Origin of the sequence: Kitasatospora sp. NPDC053057 (genome assembly GCF_044546945.1) — a bacterium.
Taxonomy (GTDB): Bacteria; Actinomycetota; Actinomycetes; order Streptomycetales; family Streptomycetaceae; genus Kitasatospora.
Genome location: NZ_JBITZP010000001.1, coordinates 257,766 through 284,053, shown reverse-complemented (window position 1 = coordinate 284,053; position 26,288 = coordinate 257,766). Strand labels below are relative to the sequence as shown.

General features: G+C 73.7%; 24 protein-coding genes and 2 pseudogenes. 10 read left to right on the top strand and 16 right to left on the bottom strand.

What is annotated here, in order from left to right; translation table 11 throughout:
* Positions 1-16: 16 nt before the first annotated feature.
* Complete coding sequence (locus tag ACIG5E_RS01295; protein WP_396530713.1) at positions 17-763, top strand: hypothetical protein; 747 nt, start codon at positions 17-19, stop codon at positions 761-763.
* A 100-nt stretch (positions 764-863) separates the two neighbouring features.
* On the opposite strand, the gene ACIG5E_RS01290 is transcribed toward ACIG5E_RS01295, so the two are convergent.
* The 3 genes from ACIG5E_RS01290 to ACIG5E_RS01280 all read right to left on the bottom strand — a co-directional run bounded on the left by ACIG5E_RS01290 (position 864) and on the right by ACIG5E_RS01280 (position 3,276).
* Positions 864-1,583, bottom strand: a complete 720-nt coding sequence (locus ACIG5E_RS01290) for an aminoacyl-tRNA hydrolase (protein WP_396531002.1) — start codon at positions 1,581-1,583, stop codon at positions 864-866.
* A 110-nt stretch (positions 1,584-1,693) separates the two neighbouring features.
* The gene (locus ACIG5E_RS01285) at positions 1,694-2,212 is read right to left on the bottom strand and encodes a hypothetical protein (protein ID WP_396530712.1); all 519 of its coding nucleotides are present in this window, start codon (positions 2,210-2,212) and stop codon (positions 1,694-1,696) included.
* A 134-nt stretch (positions 2,213-2,346) separates the two neighbouring features.
* Positions 2,347-3,276, bottom strand: a complete 930-nt coding sequence (locus tag ACIG5E_RS01280; protein ID WP_396530711.1) for a hypothetical protein — start codon at positions 3,274-3,276, stop codon at positions 2,347-2,349.
* 124 nt (positions 3,277-3,400) lie between these two features.
* Between ACIG5E_RS01280 and ACIG5E_RS01275 the strand changes: the two genes are divergently transcribed.
* Both ACIG5E_RS01275 and ACIG5E_RS01270 read left to right on the top strand, forming a co-directional pair.
* Complete coding sequence (locus tag ACIG5E_RS01275; protein WP_396530709.1) at positions 3,401-3,772, top strand: YbjQ family protein; 372 nt, start codon at positions 3,401-3,403, stop codon at positions 3,770-3,772.
* A gap of 80 nt (positions 3,773-3,852) precedes the next feature.
* Entirely contained in the window at positions 3,853-5,028 is a 1,176-nt protein-coding gene (locus tag ACIG5E_RS01270; protein ID WP_396530708.1) for an NAD(P)-binding domain-containing protein, read from the top strand.
* Positions 5,029-5,039: 11 nt separating this feature from the next.
* On the opposite strand, the gene paaE is transcribed toward ACIG5E_RS01270, so the two are convergent.
* From paaE to ACIG5E_RS01230, 8 genes and pseudogenes are all read right to left on the bottom strand, one after another.
* A complete protein-coding gene (gene paaE / locus ACIG5E_RS01265; protein WP_396530707.1) occupies positions 5,040-6,206 on the bottom strand; it encodes a 1,2-phenylacetyl-CoA epoxidase subunit PaaE in 1,167 nt (388 codons plus the stop codon).
* Between the two features lie 2 nt (positions 6,207-6,208).
* A complete protein-coding gene (gene paaD, locus ACIG5E_RS01260) occupies positions 6,209-6,760 on the bottom strand; it encodes a 1,2-phenylacetyl-CoA epoxidase subunit PaaD (protein ID WP_396530706.1) in 552 nt (183 codons plus the stop codon).
* Positions 6,754-7,689 (bottom strand): 1,2-phenylacetyl-CoA epoxidase subunit PaaC, encoded by a 936-nt coding sequence (paaC, locus tag ACIG5E_RS01255; RefSeq protein WP_396530705.1) that lies wholly within the window; start codon positions 7,687-7,689, stop codon positions 6,754-6,756. Before paaC ends, paaD begins: the two co-directional genes overlap by 7 nt.
* Positions 7,673-7,966: a 1,2-phenylacetyl-CoA epoxidase subunit PaaB gene (gene paaB, locus ACIG5E_RS01250; protein WP_030234269.1), complete on the bottom strand. Its 294-nt coding sequence runs from the start codon at positions 7,964-7,966 to the stop codon at positions 7,673-7,675. Before paaB ends, paaC begins: the two co-directional genes overlap by 17 nt.
* A 2-nt stretch (positions 7,967-7,968) precedes the next feature.
* Complete coding sequence (gene paaA / locus ACIG5E_RS01245) at positions 7,969-8,967, bottom strand: 1,2-phenylacetyl-CoA epoxidase subunit PaaA (protein WP_396530703.1); 999 nt, start codon at positions 8,965-8,967, stop codon at positions 7,969-7,971.
* A 269-nt stretch (positions 8,968-9,236) separates the two neighbouring features.
* Positions 9,237-10,580 (bottom strand): M20 family metallopeptidase, encoded by a 1,344-nt coding sequence (locus ACIG5E_RS01240; RefSeq protein ID WP_396530702.1) that lies wholly within the window; start codon positions 10,578-10,580, stop codon positions 9,237-9,239.
* Between the two features lie 717 nt (positions 10,581-11,297).
* Positions 11,298-11,957: pseudogene (locus ACIG5E_RS01235) on the bottom strand (response regulator).
* Positions 11,954-12,595 carry a hypothetical protein gene (locus tag ACIG5E_RS01230; protein ID WP_396530701.1) on the bottom strand — a complete coding sequence of 214 codons (642 nt, stop codon included), beginning with the start codon at positions 12,593-12,595 and terminating at the stop codon, positions 11,954-11,956. Before ACIG5E_RS01230 ends, ACIG5E_RS01235 begins: the two are co-directional and overlap by 4 nt.
* Positions 12,596-12,977: 382 nt before the next feature.
* On the opposite strand from ACIG5E_RS01230, the gene ACIG5E_RS01225 reads away from it, so the two are divergent.
* The 3 genes from ACIG5E_RS01225 (at position 12,978) to ACIG5E_RS01215 (ending at position 15,660) form a co-directional block, all read left to right on the top strand.
* Positions 12,978-13,991 carry an aldo/keto reductase gene (locus tag ACIG5E_RS01225; RefSeq protein WP_396530700.1) on the top strand — a complete coding sequence of 338 codons (1,014 nt, stop codon included), beginning with the start codon at positions 12,978-12,980 and terminating at the stop codon, positions 13,989-13,991.
* A 67-nt stretch (positions 13,992-14,058) separates the two neighbouring features.
* Positions 14,059-14,646, top strand: a complete 588-nt coding sequence (locus ACIG5E_RS01220) for a TetR family transcriptional regulator (protein WP_396530699.1) — start codon at positions 14,059-14,061, stop codon at positions 14,644-14,646.
* Positions 14,647-14,754: 108 nt separating this feature from the next.
* Positions 14,755-15,660, top strand: coding sequence for an ADP-ribosylglycohydrolase family protein (locus tag ACIG5E_RS01215; protein WP_396530698.1), 906 nt, complete (start codon positions 14,755-14,757; stop codon positions 15,658-15,660).
* A gap of 153 nt (positions 15,661-15,813) precedes the next feature.
* On the opposite strand, the gene ACIG5E_RS01210 is transcribed toward ACIG5E_RS01215, so the two are convergent.
* Positions 15,814-16,080 (bottom strand): GlsB/YeaQ/YmgE family stress response membrane protein, encoded by a 267-nt coding sequence (locus tag ACIG5E_RS01210; protein WP_396530697.1) that lies wholly within the window; start codon positions 16,078-16,080, stop codon positions 15,814-15,816.
* Positions 16,081-16,302: 222 nt separating this feature from the next.
* On the opposite strand from ACIG5E_RS01210, the pseudogene ACIG5E_RS01205 reads away from it, so the two are divergent.
* Together ACIG5E_RS01205 and ACIG5E_RS01200 are read left to right on the top strand one after the other, a co-directional pair.
* Positions 16,303-16,380, top strand: a pseudogene (locus ACIG5E_RS01205) (hypothetical protein); the annotation flags it as partial.
* 439 nt (positions 16,381-16,819) lie between these two features.
* Positions 16,820-17,353, top strand: coding sequence for a glycosyltransferase (locus ACIG5E_RS01200; RefSeq protein WP_396530696.1), 534 nt, complete (start codon positions 16,820-16,822; stop codon positions 17,351-17,353).
* A 51-nt stretch (positions 17,354-17,404) separates the two neighbouring features.
* Here the strand turns inward: ACIG5E_RS01200 and ACIG5E_RS01195 are convergent, their stop codons facing one another.
* The 4 genes from ACIG5E_RS01195 to ACIG5E_RS01180 all read right to left on the bottom strand — a co-directional run bounded on the left by ACIG5E_RS01195 (position 17,405) and on the right by ACIG5E_RS01180 (position 22,396).
* Positions 17,405-18,964: an NCS1 family nucleobase:cation symporter-1 gene (locus ACIG5E_RS01195; RefSeq protein WP_396530695.1), complete on the bottom strand. Its 1,560-nt coding sequence runs from the start codon at positions 18,962-18,964 to the stop codon at positions 17,405-17,407.
* A gap of 28 nt (positions 18,965-18,992) precedes the next feature.
* Positions 18,993-20,006 carry a TIGR03842 family LLM class F420-dependent oxidoreductase gene (locus ACIG5E_RS01190; protein WP_396530694.1) on the bottom strand — a complete coding sequence of 338 codons (1,014 nt, stop codon included), beginning with the start codon at positions 20,004-20,006 and terminating at the stop codon, positions 18,993-18,995.
* Between the two features lie 105 nt (positions 20,007-20,111).
* Positions 20,112-21,542 (bottom strand): dihydropyrimidinase, encoded by a 1,431-nt coding sequence (gene hydA, locus ACIG5E_RS01185; protein ID WP_396530692.1) that lies wholly within the window; start codon positions 21,540-21,542, stop codon positions 20,112-20,114.
* 11 nt (positions 21,543-21,553) lie between these two features.
* Entirely contained in the window at positions 21,554-22,396 is an 843-nt protein-coding gene (locus tag ACIG5E_RS01180; protein WP_396530691.1) for a nitrilase-related carbon-nitrogen hydrolase, read from the bottom strand.
* Positions 22,397-22,834: 438 nt separating this feature from the next.
* Between ACIG5E_RS01180 and ACIG5E_RS01175 the strand changes: the two genes are divergently transcribed.
* A complete protein-coding gene (locus tag ACIG5E_RS01175; RefSeq protein ID WP_396530690.1) occupies positions 22,835-25,927 on the top strand; it encodes a hypothetical protein in 3,093 nt (1,030 codons plus the stop codon).
* 126 nt (positions 25,928-26,053) lie between these two features.
* A complete protein-coding gene (locus ACIG5E_RS01170) occupies positions 26,054-26,131 on the top strand; it encodes a putative leader peptide (protein WP_101948289.1) in 78 nt (25 codons plus the stop codon).
* Positions 26,132-26,288 lie beyond the last annotated feature (157 nt).

The following is a 26,288-nucleotide window of genomic DNA, read 5'->3' as shown; positions in this document are numbered from 1 at the left end:
CGAAGGAGAGATGAGGATGGCCCTCGGCAACGCCCTGCGCGCCGAACGGATCAAGTTCACCACGCTGCCCTCGCAGTGGGCGGCCCCGCTGACCGCCGTGGCGCTGACCGTCGGCGTCACCGCGGCCGTCAGCGCCGCCGAGGGCGCACCGACACCGGGCTCGGGCAAGGACCCGGCCGACATGATCTACTACGGGCTGCTGTTCGGCCACGTCGCCGTGGCCTGCCTCGGAATCCTGCTGATCGGGCAGGAGTTCAACACCCGGATGATCGGCACCTCGCTCACCGCCGTCCCCCGGCGCGGCCGACTGTACGGCGCCAAGCTCGCGCTCGGCGCCGGACTGGGCCTGCTGGTGGGACTGGCCTCCACAGCGGGCTGCTTCCTCACCGTCGACGCCACCGCCGGGCTGGACTACTCCGCCCCCGGACTGGCTCGCAGCTTCCTGGCCGGCGTGCTCTACCACCCGATGATGGTGCTGATCTGCCTCGGACTGACCGCGATGCTGGGCAACTTCAGCGCGGCGCTCGGCCTGCTCACCCCGATGGTGTTCCTCGGCACCACCTGGCTGGCCGCGATCCCCGGTGTCCGCGAGGTCGGCCAGTTCCTGCCCGACCGGGCCGGCCTCTACGCGATGCGCACCCGGACCGAGTCCGGCATCCACTACGGCCACTGGACGGGCCTGCTGATCATGGCGCTCTGGACGACCGCGGCAGTGTTGGGCGGTCTCCGGGCGATGCGGCGCTACCAGGCCGCGGGCGAGTAGCGGGCGGGCGCGGGGCGGGGCGGGCGGACAAGAAACAGCGGACAGATAACAGATTTCGAAATCTGTTATCTGTCCGCTGTTCGCCGTCAGCAGCCGGCCGTCACCGCAACGCCGGGTGCTCCGCGATCACCGTGCAGCTGCCCGGCGCGATCTCCGTGAAGCCCGCGTCCTGGACCACCGGCAGCCCGCTGCGGACCAGCTCCTCCCAGGCCTCCGGCGCAGCCGTGCGGACCGCGAGCGCGAAGCCCGACTCCGCCCACTCCTTGCGCTGCGCCCCGTCCAGCCGCCACCAGGCGAGCTGCGCCGCGTGCCCGGTCTGGGCCATCGTCTTGCCCGCGCTCATCTCCAGCTCCGGGTTGAGCCACAGCACCGGCAGCCCCGGCTCGGGCGCGCCGATCTCGGCGGTCTCCTCCAGGTCGGTCCCGGAGACCTGCAGCTTGGCGAGATCCTTCGGCCAGCCGTCCAGCGGGACCGGCGGGAACACCCGCACCTCCGCCTCCCGCCCGCGCACCGTGATGCCCGGCAGCTCCCCGGCCCGGCGCCACTCCCCGCCCCGGGCCCGTCGGAGCACCTTGCGGATCCGGGCGTCCTCCCAGGCCGCGACCCGCTCCGCCCACTCGCCGTCCACCTCGGTCACCCGGGGATCGGCGAGCAGCGTCAGCACCGCCCGCGCCGAGGTCTCCAGCGCGTCCGTCCGTCCCGGCGGCGTGGCCCGCTCCAGCCGGACAACCAGCGGCAGCACGTACTGGGGCAGCGAGTCGCGGTCCGCGGGTTCGGGAGCGCCGTCGGGAGCGGGAGCGTCATCAGGGGCGGAAACGATGGTTGGGGCGTCGAACGGAGAAGTCACCCGTCCAGCATGCCAGCCGCGCCCCGACCGACCCGGCCCGCCCCCGGCCCACTCCGGCCTCCACACCGCCCCGACGGCCGGAATCAGCGCAGCCGCTGCCGCAGCTCGTCCACCGCCGCCCGGATCCCCGCGCTGTACGCGTCCTCCGGCAGCGCATCCAGACTCCGCACCGCCCGCTCGAGCTGCTCGCGCGCGAGGTCGGGCTCGCCGAGCTTGAGGTGGTCGGAGGCCAGGTTGAGGTGCAGCGAGGGGTAGAACGCCCGCACCTGGTGGGCGGACGCGTACGTCGCGGCCCGCTCGGCGGTCAGCGAGTCGGCCGCCGCGAGGGCCCGCCGGTCCCACTCCAGCTCGACCCGGGGGTCGTCCTGCAGGTCGGCCAGATAGTGCGCCAGGACGCAGCGGTGGAAGACGTCCCGTTCCCCCAGTTCCTCCCACAGGGCCTCGAAGCTGGCCCGTGCCTCGGCGGTCCGCCCGCGCTGCGCCGCCCGCACGCCGTCCAGCCCGAGCGCGATCCGGCCCAGCGCCGGCTCCTCCGACCCCGGCTCCCCCGGCGCCGCCGACTCCCCCGAGGGCATACCTCTCACACCAGACACATCGGACATGCCCGCAGCCTAGCCGCCCTCCCTCCGCCCCGCCCGGACGGCGAGCCGCAGGACGGGCCGCACCCCGGACCGCACGACGGACCGCACGACGGACCGCACGACGGACCGCGCGACCGGCCGGGCCCGACGTCCGCTCAGCGCCGGTACCCGCGCTGCGGGTCCCGCTCCTCCGCGTCCTCGTACGTCAGGAACCACCCCTCGGGATGCGTGGCCGCCAGCAGCAGTTCGGTGCGCTGCTCCGCGCCGAGCTCCGGGTCCCCGTCGTCCGGCCCGTACACGCCGAACAGTTCGTCGTGGCAGCCGTCCCAGTCGTAGTCGTACAGGTCGGCCGGCAGGTCCCCCATCATGTCGGCCACCGACTCGGGCTGGGAGCCGAGCAGCGTCCGGGCGTCGACCAACGCCATCCGAAGCGCGATCTCGTCGGCCAGACAGCGCGGCAGCGGCCACTCGCCGAGGGCGAGGTCGTCGGCCAGGTCGTCGAAGGCGCGGGCCATCGCGCGCCGCCAGCCCCGGTTGAGCCGCCAAGTGCGCTGGGGCAGCCTGGCGAAGACCGTCCAGTCCACGTCCTCGCCGTCGACCACCGGGTCGTCCCCGTGCTCGTCGAGGTCGTCGTAGGCGGCGTCGGCCAGGCCGAGCAGCTGGGCGTGCAACAGGCAGGCGGTGCGCGGGGTGAGGGTCCAGTCCGCGCCCGCGCCGCCGTCCTCGTCCTCGCCGTCCAGCGGGAACAGTTCGGCGAAGTCCGGCGTGAAGTCCTCGGTGACGCTGATCTCCAGCGTGCCGCCGATCGCCTCGACCCCGGGGATCGCGGCGACCAGCCGGTCGGGGTGCAGCAGCGCGCCGAGCGCCGCGTTGGCGTCCTCGGCGACCTCGCGCAGCAGTTCGCGGCGCTGGCCGGCCGGGTCTATGCCCTCGAAGTCCAGTTCCTCGACGGCCCTGATCGCGGCCGCGCGCAGCGCCGGCCAGTCGGTGATCCGCAGGCCCAGCACCACGGTCGCCTCGATCTCCGGCGCGCCGGAGTACTCCGCCGCGCCCGGCCCCTGCGGATGATCGCTTCGCTCGCCCATGGGGCTACGGTACGGCTTTTCCGCCGCCCGATCACCGGTCTGCACCAGCTTCCGGAGACCTTCTCGGCCAGCTCCCCGCCGCGCCTCTGTCACTCGGACGCACCACCCCGCCAGGATGGGCCCCATGGCTGACATCAACGAGTACGGCGGCGGGCAGGGCCCGAACGCCGACGTCCTGGTCGTGACCACCAACGACATCCCCGGCTTCCGGGTCGACCACGTGATCGGCGAGGTCTTCGGACTGACCGTCCGCAGCCGGCACATCGGCAGCCAGATCGGCGCCGGGCTGAAGTCCCTGATCGGCGGCGAGCTGCGCGGTCTGACGAAGACCCTGGTCGAGAGCCGCAACGAGGCGATGCAGCGGCTGATCGAGCAGACCAAGGCGCGCGGCGGCAACGCCGTCCTGATGATGCGCTTCGACGTGACCGAGGCGGCGGACGTCGGCACCGAGGTGTGCGCGTACGGCACCGCCGCGGTGATCTCCCCGATCGGCTGAGGCCTCCCGCCCGCCTCCCGCCTCCCCCGCGGCGGAGCCGGTCACGGGAACAGCCACTCACCCCCCGATGTTTCACGGGCGTGACTGTTTACGGTGCAACCAACGAGGCTGGACAGCAGCGCGTGGACGTCCTGGTGGTGGGCGCCGGGCAAGCGGGGCTCTCCGCCGCCTACCACCTCCGCCGCCGCGGCTTCGCCCCCCACCGGGAGGGAGTCGACGGCGGCTTCGTCGTCCTCGACGCCAACGCCACCCCCGGGGGCGCCTGGGCGCACCGCTCGCCGTCACTGCGGATGGCCACCGTGCACGGCTTCCACGACCTCCCGGACGCCGAGCTCCCGGAGCCCGACCCCGAGGCCCGCGCGCGCGAGGTGGTGCCGGGGTACTTCACGGCGTACGAGGCCCGGCACGCGCTCCCGGTCGTACGCCCGGTCGCGGTTCGCGCCGTACGCGCCGAGTCCGGACTCCCCGACTCCCGGCTGCTGGTCGAGACCGACCGCGGCACCTGGTCCACCCGCGCGCTGATCAACGCCACCGGTACCTGGACCCGCCCCTTCCTCCCGCACTACCCGGGCCACTTCGCGGGCCGTCAGCTGCACTACGCCGAGTACCGCGGCCCCGAGGAGTTCGCCGGGAAGCGCGTCCTGGTGGTGGGCGGCGGCGCCTCGGCGATCCAGGTGCTGTCCGAGGTGGCGGCGGTCGGCGAGACGGTCTGGGTCACCCGCTCCGAACCCGTCTACCACGAGGGCCCGTTCACCCCCGAGTACGGTCGCGCGGTGGTCGCCAAGGTCGAGGAGCGGGTCCGTCAGGGGCTGCCGGTGCGCAGCGTGGTCAGCGTGACCGGCCTCGGCCCCTCCGTCGCCTACCGCCGGGCGCAGGAGCTGGGCGCGCTGCACCGCCGGCCGATGTTCGACCGGCTCACCGAGCGCGGAGTGGCCTGGGGCGACGAGGAGTCGGCGGTGGACGCGATCGTCTGGGCGACCGGCTTCCGGCCCGAGGTCGGCCACCTCGCCCCGCTCGGCCTGCGCTCCCCCGGCGGCGGCATCGCGCTCACCGGCACCCGTGCCACCGCCGACCCGCGCGTCCACCTGGTCGGTTACGGCCCGTCAGCCAGCACCATCGGCGCCAACCGGGCCGGCCGCGCCGCCGTCAACGACCTGGTCAAGCTGCTCGGGGACCCGGCGAAGGAGACCGCGACGGCCGGACCTGCGGCGCCAGAGACCGCGGACGAACGTCCCCAGGTCCCCGTCGCCGTCTGAACCGCGGACGGTCAGCGGTCGTAGTCGACCGTGACCCGGTCGGTGAGCGGACGGGCCTGGCAGGTGAGGACGTAGCCGGCCGCCAGTTCCTTCTCCTCCAGCGCGAAGTTGCGGCGCATCTCCACCTCGCCCTCGGTTACCAGGGCCCGGCAGGTGCCGCAGACCCCGCCCTTGCAGGCGAACGGCAGGTCGGGCCGGGAGCGCTGGGCGCCGTCCAGGATCGAGCGGTCGCGCGGGAGGGTGAGGGTGCTGCCGCGCCCGTCGAGGACGACGGTGACCTCGCTGCGCTCGCCGGGCGCGCCCTCGGCGCCGCCGTCCGCGCGGTCCCAGTCCTCGTCGCGCTCGGCGAGGGGCTCGTCCTCGGCGTGGAACAGTTCCTGATGCACCCGCTCGCCCGGCACCTCCAGTTCGGTGAGCAGGTCCTTCGCCCCGGCGACCATGCCGAACGGGCCGCACAGCCACCAGTGCCCGACGCCGCCGACGTCCACCAGGGCCGTCAGCAGCGCCCGGACCCGCTCCGGGTCCAGCCGTCCGCTGAGCAGTTCGGCGTCCCTGGTCTCCCGGGAGAGCACGTGCACCAGCTGGAACCGGCCGAGGTAGCGGTCCTTCAGGTCGGCCAGCTCGTCCGCGAACATCACCGTGTCGCTGCGCCGGTTGCCGTAGAGCAGGGTGACGGTGGAGCGGCGGTCGGCGGCCAGCACCGAGGCGGCGATCGACAGCATCGGGGTGATGCCGGAGCCGGCCGCGAGCAGCACGTGGTCGGCGGGAACGCCGAGTTCGGGGGTGAACAGGCCGGACGGGGTCAGCACCTCGACCTCCTCGCCGGGCCGGGCCTCGCGCACCAGCCAGCGCGAGAACAGCCCGCCGGGCACCTCGCGGACGGCGATCCGCAGCGGCCCGCCGACGGGGGCGCAGATCGAGTACGAGCGGCGCTCGTCGGTGCCGTCCACCACCTTGCGCAGGGTCAGGGTCTGCCCGGGCCGGAACGCGTACGCGGCCGCCAGGCCGTCCGGCACCGCGAAGGTCACCGCCACGGCGTCCTCGCACAGCCGTTCCACCCGGTCGATCCGCAGCGAGTGGAAGGTCGGGCGGCGAGCCGGGCGGACGGCCTCCGTGGAAGCCGCGGAATCGGTGGAAGCCGTGGAAGCCGTGGAAGCGGCGGGCGAGGCGGCGGGCATTCTCAGATCTCCTTGACGCGTTCGAACGGCTCGCGGCAGGCGCGGCAGCGCCAGAGCGCCTTGCAGGCGGTGGAGCCGAAGCGGGACAGCTCCTCGGTGTCGGTGCCGCCGCAGTGCGGGCAGGGCACGGGAGCCGCGGCCCCCGTGCGGGTGCGGCCGAGGGTGAGCGGGACCGGCCCGGGCGCGGACGCGACGGCCGCGGTCGGGCGCGGCGGGGCGATGCCCGCCTCGGCGAGCTTGCGGCGGCCCTCGGCGGTGATCAGGTCGGTGGACCACGGCGGGTCCAGCCGCAGCCGCACCCGGACGTCCGGGTAGCCGGCGGCGCGCAGTCGGCGGTCGACGTCGGCGGCCATCTCGGCGACGGCCGGACAGCCCGAGTAGGTCGGGGTCAGCCAGGCGGTCACCCTGCCGCTGCCGCCGTCCACGTCGACCTCGGCCAGTACCCCCAGGTCGGCCAGGGTGAGCATGGGCAGCTCGGGGTCCGGAACGGCCGCGGCGACCGACCAGGCCAGGTCGCGGACGGTGCCGACGGTCCCCGCGGTGCCGGTCACCACGTCGCCCCCGGGTGTGCGCGGGCCACCACCTGCAGCTCGGCGAGCAGCGGGCCGAGCGCCTCGGTGTGCACCCCGTCCCGGCCGGCCCGGCCCATCACGGTGGCCAGCGGCGGAACCTCCGGCACGGTCAGCCCGGCCTCGGCGATCACGGCGGCCAGCTCGCGCAGCACCGGTTCGCGCAGCTCCGCCGGGTCGACGCCGACCCGCAGCTCCACCGGGTGTGCGGTGAACAGCTCCTCCAGCAGCGGCCAGACCGCGTCCAGCCCGGCCTGCATCCGCTCCGCCGAGTACGGCGTGCCGTCGCCGAGCCGCAGCGTCCAGGCGGTGGCGTACTCGCGGTGGTACGCCAGCTCCTTGACGCCCCGGGCGGCGACCGCGGCCAGCACCGGGTCGGGGTGCGCGGCCAGCGCCTCGTACAGCGCGCCGCGGGCGGTGGAGAACAGCAGCAGGCGGGCGATCGAGTACGCGAAGTCGCCGTTCGGGGTCTCCACCAGGCGGACGTTGCGGAACTCGTGCTCCTCCCGCCAGTACGCCAGGTCGTCCTCGGTGCGGCCGGAGCCGTCCGCCTGACCGGCCCGGGTGAGCAGCAGCCGGGCCTGGCCGAGCAGGTCGAGGCCGAGGTTGGCGAGCGCGACCTCCTCCTCCAGCTCGGGCGCCCGGGTGCACCACTCGATCAGCCGCTGGGCGAGCACCAGGGCGTCGTCGCCGAGCATCTGGCAGTAGGCGGCGAGGTCGTCGCCGGCCAGGCCGGCGGGCAGGGCGGTGTCCACGCCGAGCAGCGGGTCGGCGAAGCCCGTCCCATATGCCCAGCGGCCCTCGCCCTCGGGGCCGGGGGTGGCTCCGGCGAGGCTGAGATAGACGTGGTCGTCCTCGGTGGTGGACGTGGTGTGGTCGTGCACGGTGGCTCCCCCGTCAGATGTGCGGGACATCCTCGGGGATGTCGTAGAAGGTCGGGTGGCGGTAGACCTTGTCACCGCTGGGCTCGAAGAACGGGTCGCGCTCGTCCGGCGTGGAGGCGGTGATCGCGTCCGAGCGGACCACCCAGAGGCTGACGCCCTCGTTGCGGCGGGTGTACAGGTCGCGGGCGGCGAGCAGGGCCATCCGGTCGTCGGAGGCGTGCAGCGAGCCGACGTGGACGTGGTTCAGGCCGCGCCGGGGGCGGACGAACACCTCGTACAGCGGCCAGCCGGCCTTGGACTCGGTCACGTTCAGTTCTCCTGTTCGGGGGTGTGCCGCCCGGCGGGTGCGGCTTGTTCGGCGGCGCGCTTGGCCGCGTAGGCGACGGCCGCCTCGCGCACCCAGGCACCGTCCTCGTGGGCGGCCCGGCGGCGGTCGACCCGCTGGGCGTTGCACGGGCCCTGGCCGTGGATGACCCTGGTCAGCTCGGTCCAGTCCGGCTCACCGAAGTCCCAGCCGCCGCGCTCCTCGTTCCAGCGCAGCTCGGGGTCGGGGAGGGTGACGCCCAGGTGCTCGGCCTGCGGGACGGTCATGTCGACGAAGCGCTGACGGAGCTCGTCGTTGGTGTGGCGCTTGATCCGCCAGGCCATCGAGCGGGCGGTGTTCGGCGAGTCGGCGTCCGAGGGGCCGAACATCATCAGCGACGGCCACCACCAGCGGTCGACGGCGTCCTGGACCATCCGGCGCTGGGACTCGGTGCCCCGCATCAGGGTCATCAGGAGCTCGTAGCCCTGGCGCTGGTGGAAGGACTCCTCCTTGCAGATCCGCACCATCGCGCGGGCGTACGGGCCGTAGCTGCAGCGGCAGAGCGGGACCTGGTTGCAGATCGCGGCGCCGTCCACCAGCCAGCCGATCACGCCGACGTCGGCGAAGGTGAGGGTGGGGTAGTTGAAGATCGAGGAGTACTTCTGGCGGCCGCTGATCAGCTTCTCGGTGAGCTCGGCGCGGTCGACGCCGAGGGTCTCGGCGGCCGCGTAGAGGTAGAGGCCGTGGCCCGCCTCGTCCTGGGCCTTGGCCAGCAGGATGGCCTTGCGGCGCAGCGAGGGAGCCCGGGTGAGCCAGTTGCCCTCGGGCTGCATGCCGATGATCTCGGAGTGGGCGTGCTGGGCGATCTGGCGGATCAGGGTGGCCCGGTACGCGTCGGGCATCCAGTCCCTGGGCTCGATCCGCTGCTCGGCGGCGATCACCGCGTCGAACCGGTCCTCCGGCGTCTGCGCCGGGACCGCCTCGGCCACCTCTGCTGTCACCACGGTCCCCTCTCGTGTTCCCTGCTCGAGCTGCCGGCGCTGGCGCCGGGGCGCCAACCGACTGACCGTTCGGTCGGTACCATTCTGCGCGGCGGGGAGGAGGGATGGCAAGGGAGTGGGGAAATGGATAACAGCTGACAGAATCTGAAATCTGTCAGCTGTTATCCGTTAGCTGTTGGTTGTCTTCTGTTTTCTGTCTGCTGTCAGCCGCCGGCCGCCTTCTGGCAGCCGCTTTCCGTCGGGCGCCGACGGCCGACGGCCGGCCGGCCCGGTCACCCCTCCCCGCGGTCCCGCAGCCGGGGCAGCGGAACGGCCAGCAGCGCCGCCAGCAGGGCGATCCGCGGAGCGAGCTGGTCCAGCCGGATGTGCTCGTGGCGGGCGTGCGCACCGGCACCCACCGCGCCGAAGCCGTCCAGTGTCGGCAGTCCGCGCGAGCCGGGCAGGTTGGTGTCCCCGGCCCCGCCCGCCGGGGCGCCGTCCAACTGCTGCCCGAGCACCGCGGCGAGCGAACGCACGTGCCGCAGCAGCGGGTTGCCCGTCCGCTCCGGCCAGGCCGGCCGACTGGACAGCACCTCCGTACGCACTCGCGCGCCCGGCCGCAGGGCGGTCAGCCGGGCGAGGTTGTCGAGCGTGCGGCGCTGCGCCTCGACGGTGGAGAACCGCAGGCCGAGTTCGGCCTCTGCCCGTCCGGCGACCACGTTGGCCCGCGAACCCCCGCTGATCCGGCCGGCGTTGAGCTCGGTGCCGGGCTGGCCGGCGAGGCTGCGCACGAGCACCAGCTGGTCGACGAGCTCGTCCACCGCCGACACCCCGTCGTGGGCGTCGTTGCCCGCGTGGGCCTCCCGCCCGGTGACGGTGAGGCGCACCCGGGTGCTGCCGCGCCGCGCGGTCTTCAGCCGCCCGTCCGGATGCGGCGGCTCCAGGCCCAGGACGGCTGCCGCGCCGCGCAGTTGGCGCTCGACCAGGCGGCGCCCGTCCGGGCTGCCGACCTCCTCGTCGGACACCACGACCAGCCGCACGGTGCGGTGCGGCCGCTCCCCCAGGTCCGCGAGCAGTGCCAACGCGCCCTCCAGGACGGCGAGTCCGCCCTTCATGTCGACCACTCCGGGCCCGCTGAGCCGCCCGTCCTGCTCGGCCACCGGCCAGTCCGCCAGGGTGCCGACCGGCCAGACGGTGTCGTGGTGGCCGACCACCAGCAGGTGCGGCAGGGACTCGTCCCGGCCCTGCCACTCGATCACCAGGTGGTCACCGGCCGGCCCGGGTTCGCGGCGGGCGGTGGCCCCGGTGGCGCGGAAGCCGGCGGCCAACTCCTCGGCGAGCGCGTCGAGTCGAGGTGCGTCGCCACTCGGCGACTCGATCCGGGCCAGATCCGCGCAGCGCCGCCGGACGGCACCCGCGAGGGTACGGGCCCGGGCACTGAGCGCCTGCGGCAGTCCGGGCAGCGCCGCGGTGGTACCGGAGGCGATGGCGCCCCCAGCAGCGGTGGTACCGGAGTTGGCAGGACCAGCAGCACCGGCCGCCGGCCCGGCAGCGGAACCGGCACCGACACCGACACCGGCAGCAGGACCGGTCGCCGCGACCAGGGCTTCACCGTCGGCGGCAGCCGGAACCGCCACGGGTACGCGGTCGGGTTCCGCGGCGGCACCCGGCGCGGCCGGCGGCCCGACGATCTGGGGACTCAACGCTCGCCTCCGCGGCCGCAGCCGGTATTCAGCGGCCGGACCGGGCGACCGCTCCCGCCCGGGTACCAGGCCCGGCCGGACCAGCCCCGTCGGCCCGGAGGTCGGACGGCCCGTCGGAACGGCCCGTCTGGCCCAAGTGCGGTGGAACGGCTGGGCGGCGTGCTTGGCATTGCGTCCTCCTCGCTCGATCCGGTGCCCCGGTCCGCCCGGAGCCCCGTGCACGGCGGCTTCCTCGCGGCGGGCGCAGTGGCCGGACCGCCGCAGGGAAGCCGAGATGTGAGCCTAGAAGAACCGTTCGGTTTCCTGCGAGGTGGCCCTGTTCCCAGCGTGCCGGTACGGGCCCCGGCCTCGGTCACCCGTCGGAGGAAGCGGCGGGGGCGCTCGGCGCGCGGGCCAGGATCGGCGCGCGGGCGCGGTCGCCGGATCACGCCCATCTCCACCATGGACCCGCCGCGCGGGTTCGGCAGCGCAAACCGGCAAGGCACGGCATTTCCACGCCGGATGGGTGACAACGGCTCAGCGGGCGGTACCAACCGGAGGCACGCGACGGCTCAGGGAAGCCCGCGGCACGACCCGAACCGACCTCCGGGGAACGTCCACGTGAACGCCGTCCGACACTGCGCCCTGTCCTGCCCTCGCGAGCGCCTGCCGTCAGACGCCGTCCCCGACCAGCCCCGCATCGCGCGCGAGCAGCGCGGCCTGGACCCGGTTGGCCACCCCGAGCGCGGTCAGGATCCGGCTGACGTGCGCCTTGACGGTGCTCTCCCGCATCCCCAGCACGCCCGCGATCTCGGCGTTGGACAGCCCGTCGGCGAGCTCGCGCAGCACCCCGGTCTCGCGCGGGGTGAGCCCGGCGATCCGACCCCGGGCGGCCACCGCCCGGGCCGCGCCGACCCGGTGGTACCGGTCGATCAGCCGCCGCGCGACCGAGGGGTGCAGCATCCCCTACCCGGAGGCAACCACGTGCACGGCCCGGGCGATCTCGGCGGGCGGGGTGTCCTTGAGCAGGAAGCCGTCGGCCCCGGCGGCGAGCGCCTGGTACACGTACTCGTCCAGGTCGAAGGTGGTGAGCGCGATGACCCGCGGGGCGTCGGGGAGTTGACGCAGGCGGCGGGTGGCGGCGATCCCGTCGAGCCGGGGCATCCGGATGTCCATCAGCGCGACGTCGATCCGGAGGCCGCGGGCGAGCTCGACGGCCTGCAGCCCGTCGGCGGCCTCGGCGACCACGGTCAGTGCCGGGTCCTGAGCGAGGAGGTCGACCAGGCCGAGGCGCACCAGCGCGTCATCGTCGACCACCATCGTGCGGATCATGCGGCGTCCTTCGGCTGCGGGGGCGACGGGTGCGGGTGCGGGGGCTGCGGGCCCGGGGGCTGTGGGCCCGGAGGCTCCGGCTGCGAGGTCATCGGGTGCGAGGTCATCGGCTGCGGGGGCCGCGGACGGTCCGGCGCGGGCAGCCGGGCGGAGAGCCGGAAGCCGCCCGCGCCGTCCGGGCCGGCGTCCAGGTGCCCGCCCAGCGCGCCGACCCGTTCCCCGAGCCCCATCTCCCGGGCGATCCGGGCGCGTTCGGCGGACCTGGCCTGCTCGGCGCGCAACTCCCGCGCCCGGGCCGCGCTGACCAGCACGATGACCGCACCTGCGGTCACCGCCGGACCGGTCCGGCCCAGGGAGGCGAGGTGGGCGACGCTGAACAGGCGGGGAAAGGCCCGGTTGAACAGACTGCTGGTGAGCACCGACAGGACGGCCGAGACCGCCGGATAGCGACGGGCGAACAGGAGTGAGAGCGCGGCGAACGAGGCCACCACGGTCCCGGACGGGCGCAGCGGGCCATCGGCATGCAGCCACTGGAAGAGGCCCTCCTCGGCGGTGAGCACAAGGACGCCGAGCAGCAGCAGACTGTCGACCCAGGGCCAGCTGTCCGGGCCGCACCAGCCGAGCCGGCGTGTGCGCATCGGGCCCCTCCCGTCCGTCCACGTCCACCCGACCGTCAGCCGGCGCCAGTTCACATCCGTTCACGTCCGTTCGTTCGATGCTACGGGCGGGTGCCGGCCCGGCGCCCCCTCCTCCCGGACAGCCGCACCCTCGGGCACCTCGGCACCACGACGGCGCGCACGCTCGCCTCGGAGCCCCGCCGGGGCCGTACGCCTAGCGGCAGCCGCCCCCGGCAGTGGAAGCCCCCGGCAGTGGAACCCAGCCCGCCGCAGCTCCGGTGCGAACAAATGACAAAAGACAGCGAACAGATTTTGAAATCTGTTCGCTGTCATGCCATAGTGAGACCCGGGTCACACCGCCCTCCGCCACCCGGCGCCCCACCCGCCCGCCCCTGGAGTTCCCATGACCTCGACCACCCGACCCGCCCAGCGCCGCCTCGGCACCTCCGGGCCGGTCACCTCCGCCCTCGGCCTCGGCTGCATGGGCATGTCCGACCTCTACGGCCCCGCCGACGAGGCCGAGAGCATCGCCACCATCCACGCCGCACTGGACTCGGGGGTCACCCTCCTCGACACCGGCGACTTCTACGGCATGGGCCACAACGAGCTGCTGATCCACGAGGCCCTGCGCGGCCGCGACCGCGACAGCGTGCAGATCAGCGTGAAGTTCGGCGCCCAGCGCGGTCCGGACGGCCAGTGGCTCGGCTACGACGCCAGCCCGGCCGCCACCAAGACCGCGCTCGCCTACACCCTGCGCCGGCTGCGCACCGACCACGTCGACGTCTACCGCCCTGCCCGCCTCGACCCGAAGGTCCCGATCGAGGAGACCATCGGCGCCATCGCGGACCTGGTGAAGGCCGGCTACGTCCGCCACATCGGCCTGTCCGAGGTCGGCGCCGACACCCTGCGCCGCGCCGCCGCCGTCCACCCGATCAGCGACCTGCAGATCGAGTACTCGCTGCTCACCCGCTCGATCGAGGCCGCGATCCTGCCCGCCGCCCGCGAACTCGGCATCGGCATCACCGCGTACGGCGTGCTCTCGCGCGGCCTGCTCAGCGGCCACTGGAACCCGGACCGCTCGCTCGCCGGGACCGACTTCCGCGGCGACAGCCCGCGCTTCCAGGGCGACAACCTGGCCCACAACCTCGCACTGGTCGAGGCGCTGCGCGCGGTCGCCGACGCGAAGGGAGCCAGCGTCGCCCAGGTCGCCATCGCCTGGGTCTCCTCGCGCGGCGAGGACGTCATCCCGCTGGTCGGCGCCCGCCGCCGGGACCGGCTGGCCGAGGCCCTCGGCTCGCTGGACGTCACCCTGACCCCGGCCGACCTCACCGCCATCGAGGCCGCCGTCCCCGCCGGCGCCGCGGCCGGCGACCGGTACGCTGCCGCGCAGATGGCGCGCCTGGACAGCGAGCGCTGACCGAGCCCACGCTGACCAGCGGAAACCCCCGCGCCACCCCGACCGCACGACCCTAAGGACGGCCCCCGTGACCACGGACACCGCACTCACCGCCGAGCAGATCCTGATCGCGGCGGAGGAAGTCCTCCGGCGGTTCGGCCCGGCCAAGGCCACCGTCGTGGACGTCGCCCGGGAGCTGGGCGTCAGCCACAGCAGCGTCTACCGCCACTTCCCCAGCAAGGCGGCCCTGCGCGAGGCGGTCACCCAGCGCTGGCTCGACCAGGCGCACTTCGACCTGAAGGCCGTCATGAACGAGGCCGGCAGCGCCACCCAGCGCCTCGAACGCTGGCTGACCACGCTGTTCGCGGCCAAGCGGAAGAAGGCACTGGACGACCCTGAGCTGTTCGCCACCTACATGGTGCTCGTCGAGGAGAACAGCAGCACCGTCGAGGCGCACATCGACACGCTGGTCAGGCAGATCGCCGAGATCTTCCAGGACGGCGTGGACGGCAAGGAGTTCAAGCTCGCCCACATCCTCACCACCGCCCGCGCGGTCTTCGACGCCACCGCCCCCTTCCACGACCCGGCCTACGCGTCCACCTGGTCCGATCCGGACGCGGACGAGCGCTTCAAGGCCGTCTGGAGGCTCGTTCTCGGCGGCCTGAAGGCCAAGTGACCGACAGCTGTCACGTCGAGGCGCCGGCGGCCGGATCGTAATCCGGTCGCCGGCGCCCCGGCGTCTCGGGCAGACTGCGCACACAGTTGATCTCACATGGAGGATGACATGAGTGCGGCCGCCCCGGTCCTGGACAGCCTGCGGGCGCTCGCGCTCGGCGACGCCTTCGGCGACCGGTGGTTCTCCGTCCCGGTGGACGAGGCGCCCGCCGACCTGGCCGCCCGCCTGGTCCGCCCGGCGCCCTGGCACTGGACGGACGACACCGCGATGGCCCTCGTCCTGATCCGTCACCTCACCGTCCACGGCGAGGTCCGGCAGGACGCGCTGGCCGGGGAGTTCGCGGCCGAGTACGCCCGCGAGTACCAGCGCAAGTACGGCCCCTCGATGCACCGGGTGCTGCGCGGGATCGCCGCCGGCGGGGACTGGCGCGCCATCACCTCGGGCCAGTTCGAGGGCCAGGGCTCGTACGGGAACGGCGCCGCGATGCGGGTCGCCCCGCTGGGCGCCTGGTTCGCCGAGGACCTGGACGAGGTCGCCCGGCAGGCCGAACTCCAGGCGCTCACCACCCACTTCCACCCGGAGGCGGTGGCCGGTGCGGTGGCGGTCGCGCTCGCCGCAGCGCTAGCCGTCCGGAGCCGTGGCGGGCGTCCGCCCGGCCGGGCCGAGCTGCTCACCGGAGTCGCCGACCGGCTGCCGGACAGCGACGTCCGTTCCGGCCTGCGGATCGCTGCCCGGCTGCCGGAGCACACCAGCGTCCGGCACGCCGCCACCGTGCTCGGCTCGGGGCTGATGATCTCCGCCCCGGACACCGTCCCGTTCGCCCTCTGGTCCGCCGCCGGGCACCTGGACTCGCTGCCCGAGGCGATCTGGCGCACCCTGGCGGGCTGGGGCGACATGGACACCACCTGCGCCATCGCCGCCGGCGTGGTCGCCGCCCGCACCGGGCTCGCCGCCGTCCCCGCCCCCTGGTTCACCGCCTGCGAGGAGCTGCCCGGCTGGGTCGCCGAGCTGTAGGGCGCGTCTTGCGGATCTCTGCCGGGTCCGCGACTCCGTGGCACGCAGCTCAAGGCACGCCCGAGGTGCCTTACGCGATGCGCCGAACCGGAGCACGCGACGGGCCGGCCCCTCCCCGGGGGCCGACCCGTCGAACCGCTCCGAACGTGCCCGTCAGCGGCGCGAGTTGCCGAACAGCAGCCGGTAGACGACCAGCAGCACCAGCGCACCGCCGATCGCGGACACCCAGGTCGGCCCGTCGAAGAAGCGAGCCGTGATCGACCGGTGCATGAAGTGCGACGCGATCCAGCCGCCGACGAAGGAGCCGGCGATCCCGATCAGGGTCGTCACGATCAGGCCGCCCGGGTCCCGCCCCGGCAGCAGCAGCTTGGCCAGGGCCCCGGCCACCAGGCCCAACACGATCCACGCGATGATGCTCATCCGACCCATCCCTCCGGTCCGTGGCGCGACGGCCCCGTCCCGCGCGCCCTGCCCCGAAGGACGCCGTTCCCCGCCGGTCCGGTTCCGGCCGGCCCGGCCGAGCGGCGTGATCCGGCCACCCGGAGCCGACCGGTCCGCGCGTGGTGTCCTTCCGACCGGACGTACCCGCCGAAATACTGCGGCCGTGCGCATCCTGATCGCCACCGCCGGTTCCGGGGCGACGTGGCCCCCTTCACCGGGCTCGGCACCCGCCTGCGGGCGGTCGGACATCAGGTGGCCGTCGCCACCCACACCACCTTCGCCGACTCGGTACGGGCCGCCGGACTGGAGTTCCGCCCACTGCCGGTCGACCCGCGCGCCGAACTCGCCTCCTTCCAGGGCCGACGGCTGCTGCGGGCCGACAGCGGGCCCGGCACCGTGCTGCAACTCTGCGCCTCGGGCGGAGGTTCATGCCCGCCCCCGGTGACGGCAGCGCCGACGCCACGGCGCTCGGCACCGACCTACTGCTCACCACCAGCACCACCAGCGCGCTCGGCCAGGTCACGGCCGAGGCGGCTGGCATCCCCACCATCGGGCTGTACCTCCAACCCCTTTCCCCCACTCGGGAGTTCGCGTCGGCTGCCACCGGCACCCGCTCGCTCGGGCGGTCCGGCAACCTGCTCGCCGGGCACGCCGTCCAGACGGCGACCGACCAGCTTTTCGCCCCGGACCGCCGCCGGTCTTCGTCGGGTTCGGCAGCATGGTCGCGCCCGATCCCGAACGGCTCACCGCGGCCGTCCTCACCGCCGCCCGCACCGCCCGGGTCCGCCTCCTGCTGCAGTCCGGCTGGAGCGGGCTGACCGCCGAGGACTCCGAGTCCGTCCTCACCATCGGCGACACCCCGCACGAATGGCTGTTCCCGCGCACGGCCACCGTCGTCCACCACGCGGGCGCGGGCACCACGGCCGCGACCCTCCGCTCCGGCACCCCCTCCGTCCCGGTGCCCGCCCTGCTCGACGCCCCCTTCTGGTCCGCCCGGCTCACCGCACTCGGCGTCTCCCCCGGCCCGATCCCCCTGCGCACCCTGACGCCCGAGCGCCTCGCCTCCGCCATCCGCCACACCCTGGACGGCCCCCACCACCGCACCCGCGCCCAGTCCGTCGCCTCCGCCATCCGCCACACCCTGGACGGCCCCCACCACCGCACCCGCGCCCAGTCCGTCGCCGCCGCCCTCGCCACCGAGGACGGCGCGGCCAAGGTGCTGGCCGCCGTGGAGGCGGCGGCGAACAGATGACGGATGACAGATAACAGACTTCGTCATCTGTCATCCGTCATCTGTTACCTGTTACGTGTTACCTGTTAGCCGAACTCCGCCGGCCGGCGACAGCCTGCTGAGCGCCAGGTACACCACCGAGGCCGAGGCGAAGCCGACCGCCCAGCCGTAGTCGGCCAGGGGCTTGAGGAAGGGAATGACGCCGTCCACCGGGAAGGGCCCCTGCTTCGCGCCGTGGTCCCCCACGCCGGAGTACGAGCCGCCGACCGCCAGCAGGCCGCCGACCAGTAGGGCGGTGACCGCCCGCCAGTTCCAGCCGGCCGTGTACCAGTAGGCGCCGAACGGACGGTAGAGGTCCGCCAGTTGGAGACGGGTACGGCGCAGCACCCAGTAGTCGGCGATCAGCACCCCGGCGACGGTTCCGAGCAGGCCGCCGACCACGCCCAGCCAGACATAGATGTAGACGTGCGGGTCGGCGGTCAGCTTCCACGGGAAGATCGCGATCCCGACCACGCCCGTGATCAGCGCGCCGGTGCGGAAGTTGATGAACCGAGGTACCAGGTTGGTCAGGTCGTAGGCCGGTGAGACGACGTTGGCGGCGATGTTCACCGACAGCGTCGCGACCAGGACCGTCAGCAGCGCGAACAGGATGGCCGCCGGGCTCTCCATCTTCGCCGCGAGCTTGATCGGGTCCCACACCGGCTCGCCGTACACCGCCTCCGAGCCCGAGGTGACCAGCACGGACAGCAGCGCGAAGAGCGTCATCGTCGTCGGCAGGCCGAGCGCCTGGCCGCGGATCTGGGCGCGCTGGCTGCCGCCGAAGCGGGTGAAGTCGGGGATGTTGAGCGACAGCGTCGACCAGAACCCGATCATCCCCATCAGCGACGGGAAGAAGACCTTCCAGAACCCGCCGCCCCAGCCCAGTTTGGACGGCTGGTCGAGCAGCGGCCCCAGCCCACCCGCCTTGAGCGCGACCCACACCAGCAGGGCGAGCGCGCCGACGATGACGAACGGGGCCGCCCAGTTCTCGAAGCGCCGCAGCGCCTCCATCCCCCGGGCGATGATGACCATCTCGACCAGCCAGAACAGCAGGAAGGAGGCCCACTGGGTCCACGGGTAGCCGCCGAACTCCCCTGCCGTGCGCCAGGATTCGCCGAACAGCTTGCCCGCCAGCAGGAAGATCCCCTCGCCCCCGATCCAGGTCTGGATGCCGAACCAGGCGCAGGCCACCGCCGCCCGGATGAGCGCGGGCAGGTTGGCACCGCGCAGTCCGAACGAGGCCCGGGCGAACACCGGGAACGGAATGCCGTACTTGGTTCCCACGTGCCCGGTGAGGAGCATCGGCGCGAGCACGATCAGGTTGGCGAGCGCGATGGTCAGCACCGCCTGCTTCCAGTCCATGCCGAGCGCGACCAGACCCGAAGCCAGCGTCCAGGACGGGATGTTGTGGGCCATGCCGACCCACAGCGCGAGGAAGTTGTAGGTGGTCCAGGTGCGCCGCCGCACCGGGACCGGCCGGAGGTCGTCACTGGTGAAGCCGTTGGACGGCAACACCCCCTCGGCCGGGTCGAGTTCGACCCGGCCGTCGGGGTGCTGCCGCTGTCTTCCGCCGTCGGTCGCGGTGTCGGCCATGAGCAACTCCCGTCTGCCGCAATGGGGATCAGAGATGGGGGATGACGTCCGTCCCGTACGCGTCGATGGTGGCCTCGACGGCGTCGTGCATGGCGTAGACGGCGAACTGGTCGACGCCGAGCGAGCGGAGCGCGGCGAGCCGGGCGCGCTGGGCCTCCACCGGCCCGATCAGGCAGAAGCGGTCGACGATCTCGTCCGGGACGAAGGCCGTGTCGGGGTTCCCGGCCCGGCCGTGGTGGCTGTAGTCGTAGCCCTGGCGGTTCTTGATGTAGTCGGTGAGGGCGTCGGGCACCAGGTCGGAGTGCTCGCCGTAGTGGCTGACCAGGTCGGCGACGTGGTTGCCGACCATCCCGCCGAACCAGCGGCACTGCTCGCGGGCGTGGGCGAGCGCGGCGGGCGAGTCGTCCGCGGTGACGTATGCGGGTGCGGCCACGCAGATGGTGACCGAGGCCGGGTCCCGGCCCGCCTCGACGGCCGACTTCCGGACCGCCCTGACCATGTACTCGGTGAGGTACGGGTCGGCCAACTGGAGGATGAAACCGTCTGCTTGACGGCCAGTCAAGGCAAGCGCCTTCGGGCCGTAGGCGCCCATCCAGATCGGCAGCGCGGCGCCGGGGCCGACCCACGGCAGGTGCATCTCGGCGCCGTCCACCTCGACGGTGCGCCCTTCGGCCAACTCCTTGATGGCGTGCATGGCTTGGGAGAGCCGGTCCAGGGTGGCGGGCCGGCGTCCGGCGACCCGCATGGCGGAGTCGCCGCGGCCGATGCCGCAGACCGTACGGTTGCCGTACATGTCGTTGAGCGTGGCGAACAGGGAGGCGGTGACCTCCCAGGTGCGGGTGGACGGGTTGGTGACCATCGGGCCGACGGTCAGGCGCTCGGTCTCGGCGAGGATGCGACTGTAGATGACGAAGGGCTCCTGCCACAGCACGCAGGAGTCGAAGGTCCAGCCGTGGCTGAATCCGGCCCGCTCGGCGCGGATCATCCGGTCGATGAGCAGGCGGGCGGGCGGGTCGGTCTGCAGGACGAGGCCGATGTCCATGGGTGGCTCCGGGGAGAGGGGTGGAAGGGCAGACCCGGGGCCCGCACGCACGCTGCGTGCCGCAGCCCCGGGCCCGGGGACGGGGATCAGGCTCAGGGAGAGGGATCAGGTCAGGTACTGGCAGGTGTCGCGGCGCAGGAAGGTGCCGTGGCCGGCCCGGCCGAGCCAGCGGCCGTCGTCCAGCACCACGGTGCCGCGCGAGAGCACCGTCCGTGCCCGGCCGGTGAGTCGGCGGCCCTCGTAGGCCGAGTAGTCCACGTTCATGTGGTGGGTGGCGGCGGAGACGGTCTGCACGGCGGTGGGGTCGTAGACGACGAGGTCGGCGTCGGCCCCCGGCGCGATGGTGCCCTTGCGCGGGTGCAGCCCGAACATCCGGGCCGGGGTGGTGCAGGCGATCTCGACCCAGCGGCGCCGGCTGATGTGCCCGTCCACCACGGCCTGGTGCAGCAGGTCCATCCGGTTCTCCACGCCCGGGAGGCCGTTGGGGATCTTCGAGAAGTCGCCGCGGCCGAGTTCCTTCTGCCCGACGTAGCAGAACGGGCAGTGGTCGGTGGACACCACCTGGAGGTCGTTGGTGCGCAGGCCCCGCCAGAGCGCCTCCTGGTGCTCACGCGGCCGAAGTGGCGTGCTGCACACGTACTTGGCGCCCTCGAAGCCGTCCGCGCCCTGCTCGGCGAGATTGTCGGTGGAGAGGAAGAGGTACTGCGGGCAGGTCTCGCCGAAGACGTTGAGCCCGGCGTCGCGGGCCCGGGCGAGTTCGTCGAGCGCGGAGGCGGCTGAGACGTGCACGACGTAGAGCGGACTGCCGGCCACCTGGGCGAGCTTGATCGCCCGGTGGGTGGCCTCGGCCTCCAGCAGTTCGCGCCGGACCTCGCCGTGGAAGCGCGGGGCGGTGTGCCCGGCGGCGAGGGCCTGTTCGACCAGGACGTCGATGGCGATGCCGTTCTCGGCGTGCATCATGATCAGCCCGCCGTTGGCCGCCCCGCGTTGCATGGCGCGCAGGATGCGGCCGTCGTCGCTGTAGAAGACGCCGGGGTAGGCCATGAAGAGCTTGAAGGAGGTGGACTCTCCGGAGTCGACCAGCGCGTCCATCTCCTTGAGGACGGCGTCGTTGACGTCCGAGACGATGGTGTGGAAGGCGTAGTCGATCGCGCAGTTGCCCTCGGCCTTGGCGTGCCAGGTGTCCAGGCCTTCGCGCAGCGCGCCGCCGACGGGCTGGACGGCGAAGTCGACGATGGTGGTGGTGCCGCCCCAGGCGGCGGCGCGGGTGCCGGTCTCGAAGGTGTCGGAGGCCGCGGTGCCGCCGAACGGCAGCTCCATGTGGGTGTGGGCGTCGACGCCGCCCGGGATGACGTAGTGGCCGGTGGCGTCGATGACGGTGTCGGCGGTCCAGGCCTCGGCGGCGGCACTGCCGGTGGCGGCCAGGGCGGCGACGCGCTCGCCCTCGATCAGGACGTCGGCGTGGAGCTCGTCGGTGGCGGTGATGACGAGGCCGCCGCGGACGACGGTGCGCTGCTGCGGGTCGCGGATGGTCATCGCGGTGCTCCTCAGGCCTCGGCGAGCGGTCCGTAGGCGTCGGGCCGGCGGTCGCGGTAGAACGCCCACTGCTGGCGGACCTGTTCGATCAGGCCGAGGTCGAGGTCGCGGACGACGAGTTCCTCCTCCTTGTCGGAGGCGACGTCTCCGACGAACTGGCCGCGCGGGTCGACGAAGTAGGAGGTGCCGTAGAAGTCGTTGTCGCCGTACTCCTCGGTGCCGACCCGGTTGATGGCGGCGACGAAGTACTCGTTGGCGACGGCGGCGGCGGGCTGTTCGAGCTGCCACAGGTAGGCGGACAGGCCGCGGCTGGTGGCGGACGGGTTGTAGACGATCTGCGCACCGGCCAGACCCAGGGCGCGCCAGCCCTCGGGGAAGTGCCGGTCGTAGCAGATGTAGACGCCGACCTTGCCGACGGCGGTGTCGAAGACGGGCCAGCCGAGGTTGCCGGGCTTGAAGTAGTACTTCTCCCAGAAGCCCTTGACCTGCGGGATGTGGTGCTTGCGGTACTTGCCGAGGTAGCTGCCGTCCGCGTCGATCACCGCGGCGGTGTTGTAGTACACCCCGGTCTGCTCCTCCTCGTAGACCGGCACGACGATCACCAGGCCGAGTTCCCGGGCGAGGTCCCGCATCCGGCGCACGGTCGGGCCGTCCGGGACGGCCTCGGCCCAGCGGTAGTGCTCGGGCTCCTGGACCTGACAGAAGTACGGGGAGTTGAAGACCTCCTGGAAACCGATGATCTTCGCACCCTGGGCGGCGGCCTCGCGGGCATACCGCTCATGGAGCACGATCATGCTCTCCTGGTCGCCGGTCCAGCGGGTCTGGACGAGCGCGGCACGGACGATCTGTGACATGGGTACCTCCGCAACTCCGCGTCCCGGCCGTGCGGTCGGGCCCGCGGTCTGAGGGTTGACGGGGCGGTCTCGCCCTGCGGGTCCGCTCGGGGACCGCAGGGGTCTACATGATGGGTCTACGTGCGTAGAAAGCGATCTGTAGACGGTAGGCCGGGCCTTGGTGGCCTGACAATACGTTGGCGGAAACGTGCCTGGGGCGATCTCGTCGAGCGGACACGCGGACGGTCCTGAGTGGGATGAAACGCTCATCTACCCCGGAAGTGACCTCCTTACTCATTCGAGTGAAAGCGGTCACCGGGGGTGCGGAATCGGCCACGGCAGGGTAAAACGCGCGTGGGCGCTTCGACGGATCGTCATCTGAAGCCGGTGCAGCGCGACTTCGGGGATCGAACACGGGGATCGACGGTCGGCAGGAGGCCGAACGGGGGGGTGGTACGGATGGCAGCAGTCGAGGGGCACGAGGAGCGTACGGCGGACACCACGGCACCGACGGGCACGTCGGCGCCGACCGGAACGAACGAAACGACTAGAACGACCGGAACGACCGGGGGTGAAGGCCCGGCGGGGCGTCCGCCGGCCCTGCCCGCCTGGGCGGGCCTGCTGCTCGCCCTCGCGGCCCTGCTGCCGCTCGCCCTCGGCCTCCTGCTGAGCCGGGCGCCGGCGCCCCGGACCGGACTGACCACCCTGCAACTGGCCGGTTCCCGGGCTGCCGCCGAGGCGGTCGTCGGCGAGCGCTCCTCGGCGTACCGGGCCGCCCTGCGCGCCGAACCCTGGCTGATCGGCGGCTACGGGCTGACGCTGGTGTCCGCCGCGTTGCTGGGCGGGTACGTGCTGGGGCGGCGGCTCCGACTCGGCCCGGCGCTCGCGGTCGGAGCCGCGGGGCTACTCGCCGCGGGCTGCGACCTCGGGGCGAACGTCCTGCTGCGTCTCGGGCTCGACCACGGCGGCTCCGACACCCCCTTCGCGGGGGCCGCGGCGCTGGCCACCGTCGCCTGGCTGCTGCTCCTGCCCGCCGGGGTGGCCGCCGCGGGTCTGCTGGCGGTGACGGCCGCCCGGGCGGTGCGCGGCCTCCGGGCCCCGGCCGCGAAGCCCGCCGACGACGCCGACCCGCAGCGCCCGGCACTGATCCCACCGTGGCCGGTGGCCCCCCGACACGGCCGGTCGCCATACGAAGCACCTCAGCGGGAGCCGTCGGCGGCCGACGCCCCCGGCGCCCACACCCACTGGCGGGACGCCGGTCGGGTGCCGCCCGGCCGCGAGCCCGCCGAGCTGGGCTTCTGCGCCTCCGGCGGCGGCATCCGCTCGGCCTGCGTCACGCTCGGCGCGCTCCAGGCCCTGCGCCCGTGGCTGAAACGCGCGCGCTACCTGGTCTCCGTCTCGGGCGGCGGCTACACCGTGGGTGCGCTGCAGCTCGCGCTCAGCGACTCCGCGCCCGGCAGCCCGGTGCACGCCGTCTCGGGCCTGACGGCCGACACCGTGATGGAGCCCGGCTCCCCGGAGGAGGACCACCTCCGCCGCCACAGCAAATACATCGCCGACGGCACCGGCGAGTGGCTGGTCGCCCTCGGGACACTGCTGCGCGGCGTGCTGTCCGCACTCACCCTGCTGCTGGCCGCCGTCCTGGTGCTCGGCCTCGGCCTCAGCCGCTTCTACCACGCCGTCCCGCTCACCGATCTGGGCACCCTGGCGGCCGCCGGCCTGCGCCACCCGGGCGCCGTGCCGGGCGCCTTGGCGTTCCGGGCGCCCGCGCTGGCCGCCCTCGGCGCGCTGCTGGCGACTGCTGCCGGGTGCTGGCTGCTGTGGCTGCTGGCCTTCCCGCCGCTCGGCTGGCACGCGCTGCTGCCGCGCGCGCTGCGCCGGCTCAACTACGCCGCGCTCGCGCTGGCCGGGCTGCTGGCCGTAGGTGTGCTGGCGGTGCCGGGCCTGGCCTGGGGCGCGGTCCGGCTCCAGCAGGCGCTGGCGGCCGGGCCGCAGCTGACCGGCGCCGGGCTCAGCCTGACCGTGGTGCTCAGCTACCTCGCCCTGCTGCTCGGCATACTCTGGCGCGACCGCCGGGCGATCGGCCGGAGCGTGAGCGCCCTCGGCGGGGCGCTGCGCGGCGCGGGCCGCCTCGGCGGCGGGCTGACCGCCAACCTCCCCCAGTACCTCGTGGTGTGGGCCGCCCTCACCACGCTGACGGCCGGCGCGCTGCTGGCCCTGGGCTGGGCGGTCGCCACCGGGTACGCCTGGCCGACCGCCGTCCAGGTGCTGCTGCCGCTGGTGCTCGGCGCGGTCGGGCTCAACCTCGACCAGACCTGGATGAGCCTCCACCCGTTCTACCGGCTGCGTCTGGCCTCGGCGTTCGCGGTTCGCCGGGTCACCGAGGGCGGCCGCACGCTGGCCCGCCGGTACGACTTCTACCGGGAGCAGACCTGGCTGAGCCACTACGCCGCCCGGCACCCCGACTTCCCACAGGTGATCTTCTCGGCCGCGGCCAACCTGTCCGGCAACTCCCGTACGCCGCCCGGCCGTCGGGCGGTCTCCTTCTCGCTCTCCCACGACTACGTGGGCGGTCCGGACGTCGGGTACGCGCGCACCGACCTGCTGGAGCGGCGCACCCGTCGGCACATCGCCCGCGACCTCACCGTGCAGTCGGCGATGGCCGTCTCCGGCGCCGCCTTCTCCTCCGCGATGGGCCGCCAGTCCCGGGTCTACCAGGGGCTGTTCGCGGTGACCAACGCCCGGCTCGGGACGTGGCTGCCCAATCCGGCGCAGCTCGGCCCGGCCTGGTCCGGCACCCCGGACTGGCGCCGCCCCGGGCAGCCCGCCGTCCGCCGGCTCCCGTACCAACTGCGGGAGCTGACCGGCCGGTTCCCGGTGGACGACCGCTTCCTGCTCACCACCGACGGCGGGCACTACGAGAACCTCGGCCTGGTCGAGCTGCTGCGGCACCGGGTGCGGACGGCCGTGAGCATCGACGCCAGCGGGGACTCCGGCTACGCCGGCAACCTGGCCGCCGCGATCACCTTGGCCCGCGAGGAGCTCGGCATCGTCATCACCCTGCACCAGCCGGAGCTGCTGATCCCGGGCAGCGCCACCGCCGACCGGGGCGCGGGCGGCACGCCCCTGCAAGGGCTGGCGGCCCAGCTCGCCGACCGGCTCTCGGCCCGGGGCGTGATCACCGGGGACATCCACTACCCGGCCGTCGGCGGCGAGCCGGACTCCGAACGGCACGGCACGCTGGTCATCCTCCAGGCGGTGCTGACCGTCGGCATGCCGTACGAGCTGCACTCCTACGCCGTGGCCAACGGGGCCTTCCCGAACGACGGCACCAGCGACCAGTGGTTCAACCACCAGCAGTTCGACGCCTACCAGACGCTCGGCCGCTACCTGGGCGAGCAGGCCGGGCCGGTGATCGAACAGGCCCTCACGGCCGGCGCGGACGGCTCCGCCGCGCCCGTCCCCGCGCAGCCGCCGGGCGACCCGACCTCGACGCCGTCCGGCCGGTCGGCTGCGGCCCCACCGACGCCGCGCCGTCCCGCGGCGGGGTGAGCCCCGGCTGCGCGGCGGGAGTCGAGTTGGAGAGTGAGCCGATGGTCGAGCCGGGGAGTTAACAGGGCGCAACAGGCGGGCGCCCCGGCTTGACTTCGTCCGACCGGCTCGGAAAGGATCCGGTGCATGGACTCCGGCACCACTCTGGTTTGCCGCCTGCACGTCGATCTGCGACGCCAGGCGAGTTCCATCTGTGCCTGTTGACCTTGCTCCGCTCCGCCGGTTCCGCCCTGTGACCTCTGCCAGGGCCCGCACCGCGCACCCGCACCCGCAGTTCTGAACCCCCCTCGCCCGACGGCACCTGTGCGTGCCTGACCGGTCGCTCCGCACCACGCCACCGGCCTCGGGCGCACCCCTGCCG

Coding starts and splice junctions, on each gene's coding strand:
- ACIG5E_RS01210 (WP_396530697.1), bottom strand. CDS start 16,080: ATGAGCATCATCGCGTGGATCGTGTTGGGCCTGGTGGCCGGGGCCCTG.
- hydA (WP_396530692.1), bottom strand. CDS start 21,542: ATGACCATCCGCGACCCGCAGCAGCGCACCGTCGTCCGCGGCGGCCTC.
- ACIG5E_RS01295 (WP_396530713.1), top strand. CDS start 17: ATGGCCCTCGGCAACGCCCTGCGCGCCGAACGGATCAAGTTCACCACG.
- ACIG5E_RS01275 (WP_396530709.1), top strand. CDS start 3,401: ATGGCTGACATCAACGAGTACGGCGGCGGGCAGGGCCCGAACGCCGAC.
- ACIG5E_RS01195 (WP_396530695.1), bottom strand. CDS start 18,964: ATGGCCGACACCGCGACCGACGGCGGAAGACAGCGGCAGCACCCCGAC.
- ACIG5E_RS01170 (WP_101948289.1), top strand. CDS start 26,054: ATGGACTCCGGCACCACTCTGGTTTGCCGCCTGCACGTCGATCTGCGA.
- ACIG5E_RS01285 (WP_396530712.1), bottom strand. CDS start 2,212: ATGTCCGATGTGTCTGGTGTGAGAGGTATGCCCTCGGGGGAGTCGGCG.
- paaE (WP_396530707.1), bottom strand. CDS start 6,206: ATGCCCGCCGCCTCGCCCGCCGCTTCCACGGCTTCCACGGCTTCCACC.
- ACIG5E_RS01280 (WP_396530711.1), bottom strand. CDS start 3,276: ATGGGCGAGCGAAGCGATCATCCGCAGGGGCCGGGCGCGGCGGAGTAC.
- ACIG5E_RS01175 (WP_396530690.1), top strand. CDS start 22,835: ATGGCAGCAGTCGAGGGGCACGAGGAGCGTACGGCGGACACCACGGCA.
- ACIG5E_RS01180 (WP_396530691.1), bottom strand. CDS start 22,396: ATGTCACAGATCGTCCGTGCCGCGCTCGTCCAGACCCGCTGGACCGGC.
- ACIG5E_RS01225 (WP_396530700.1), top strand. CDS start 12,978: ATGACCTCGACCACCCGACCCGCCCAGCGCCGCCTCGGCACCTCCGGG.
- ACIG5E_RS01230 (WP_396530701.1), bottom strand. CDS start 12,595: ATGCGCACACGCCGGCTCGGCTGGTGCGGCCCGGACAGCTGGCCCTGG.
- ACIG5E_RS01215 (WP_396530698.1), top strand. CDS start 14,755: ATGAGTGCGGCCGCCCCGGTCCTGGACAGCCTGCGGGCGCTCGCGCTC.
- paaC (WP_396530705.1), bottom strand. CDS start 7,689: ATGTCCCGCACATCTGACGGGGGAGCCACCGTGCACGACCACACCACG.
- ACIG5E_RS01190 (WP_396530694.1), bottom strand. CDS start 20,006: ATGGACATCGGCCTCGTCCTGCAGACCGACCCGCCCGCCCGCCTGCTC.
- ACIG5E_RS01200 (WP_396530696.1), top strand. CDS start 16,820: ATGGTCGCGCCCGATCCCGAACGGCTCACCGCGGCCGTCCTCACCGCC.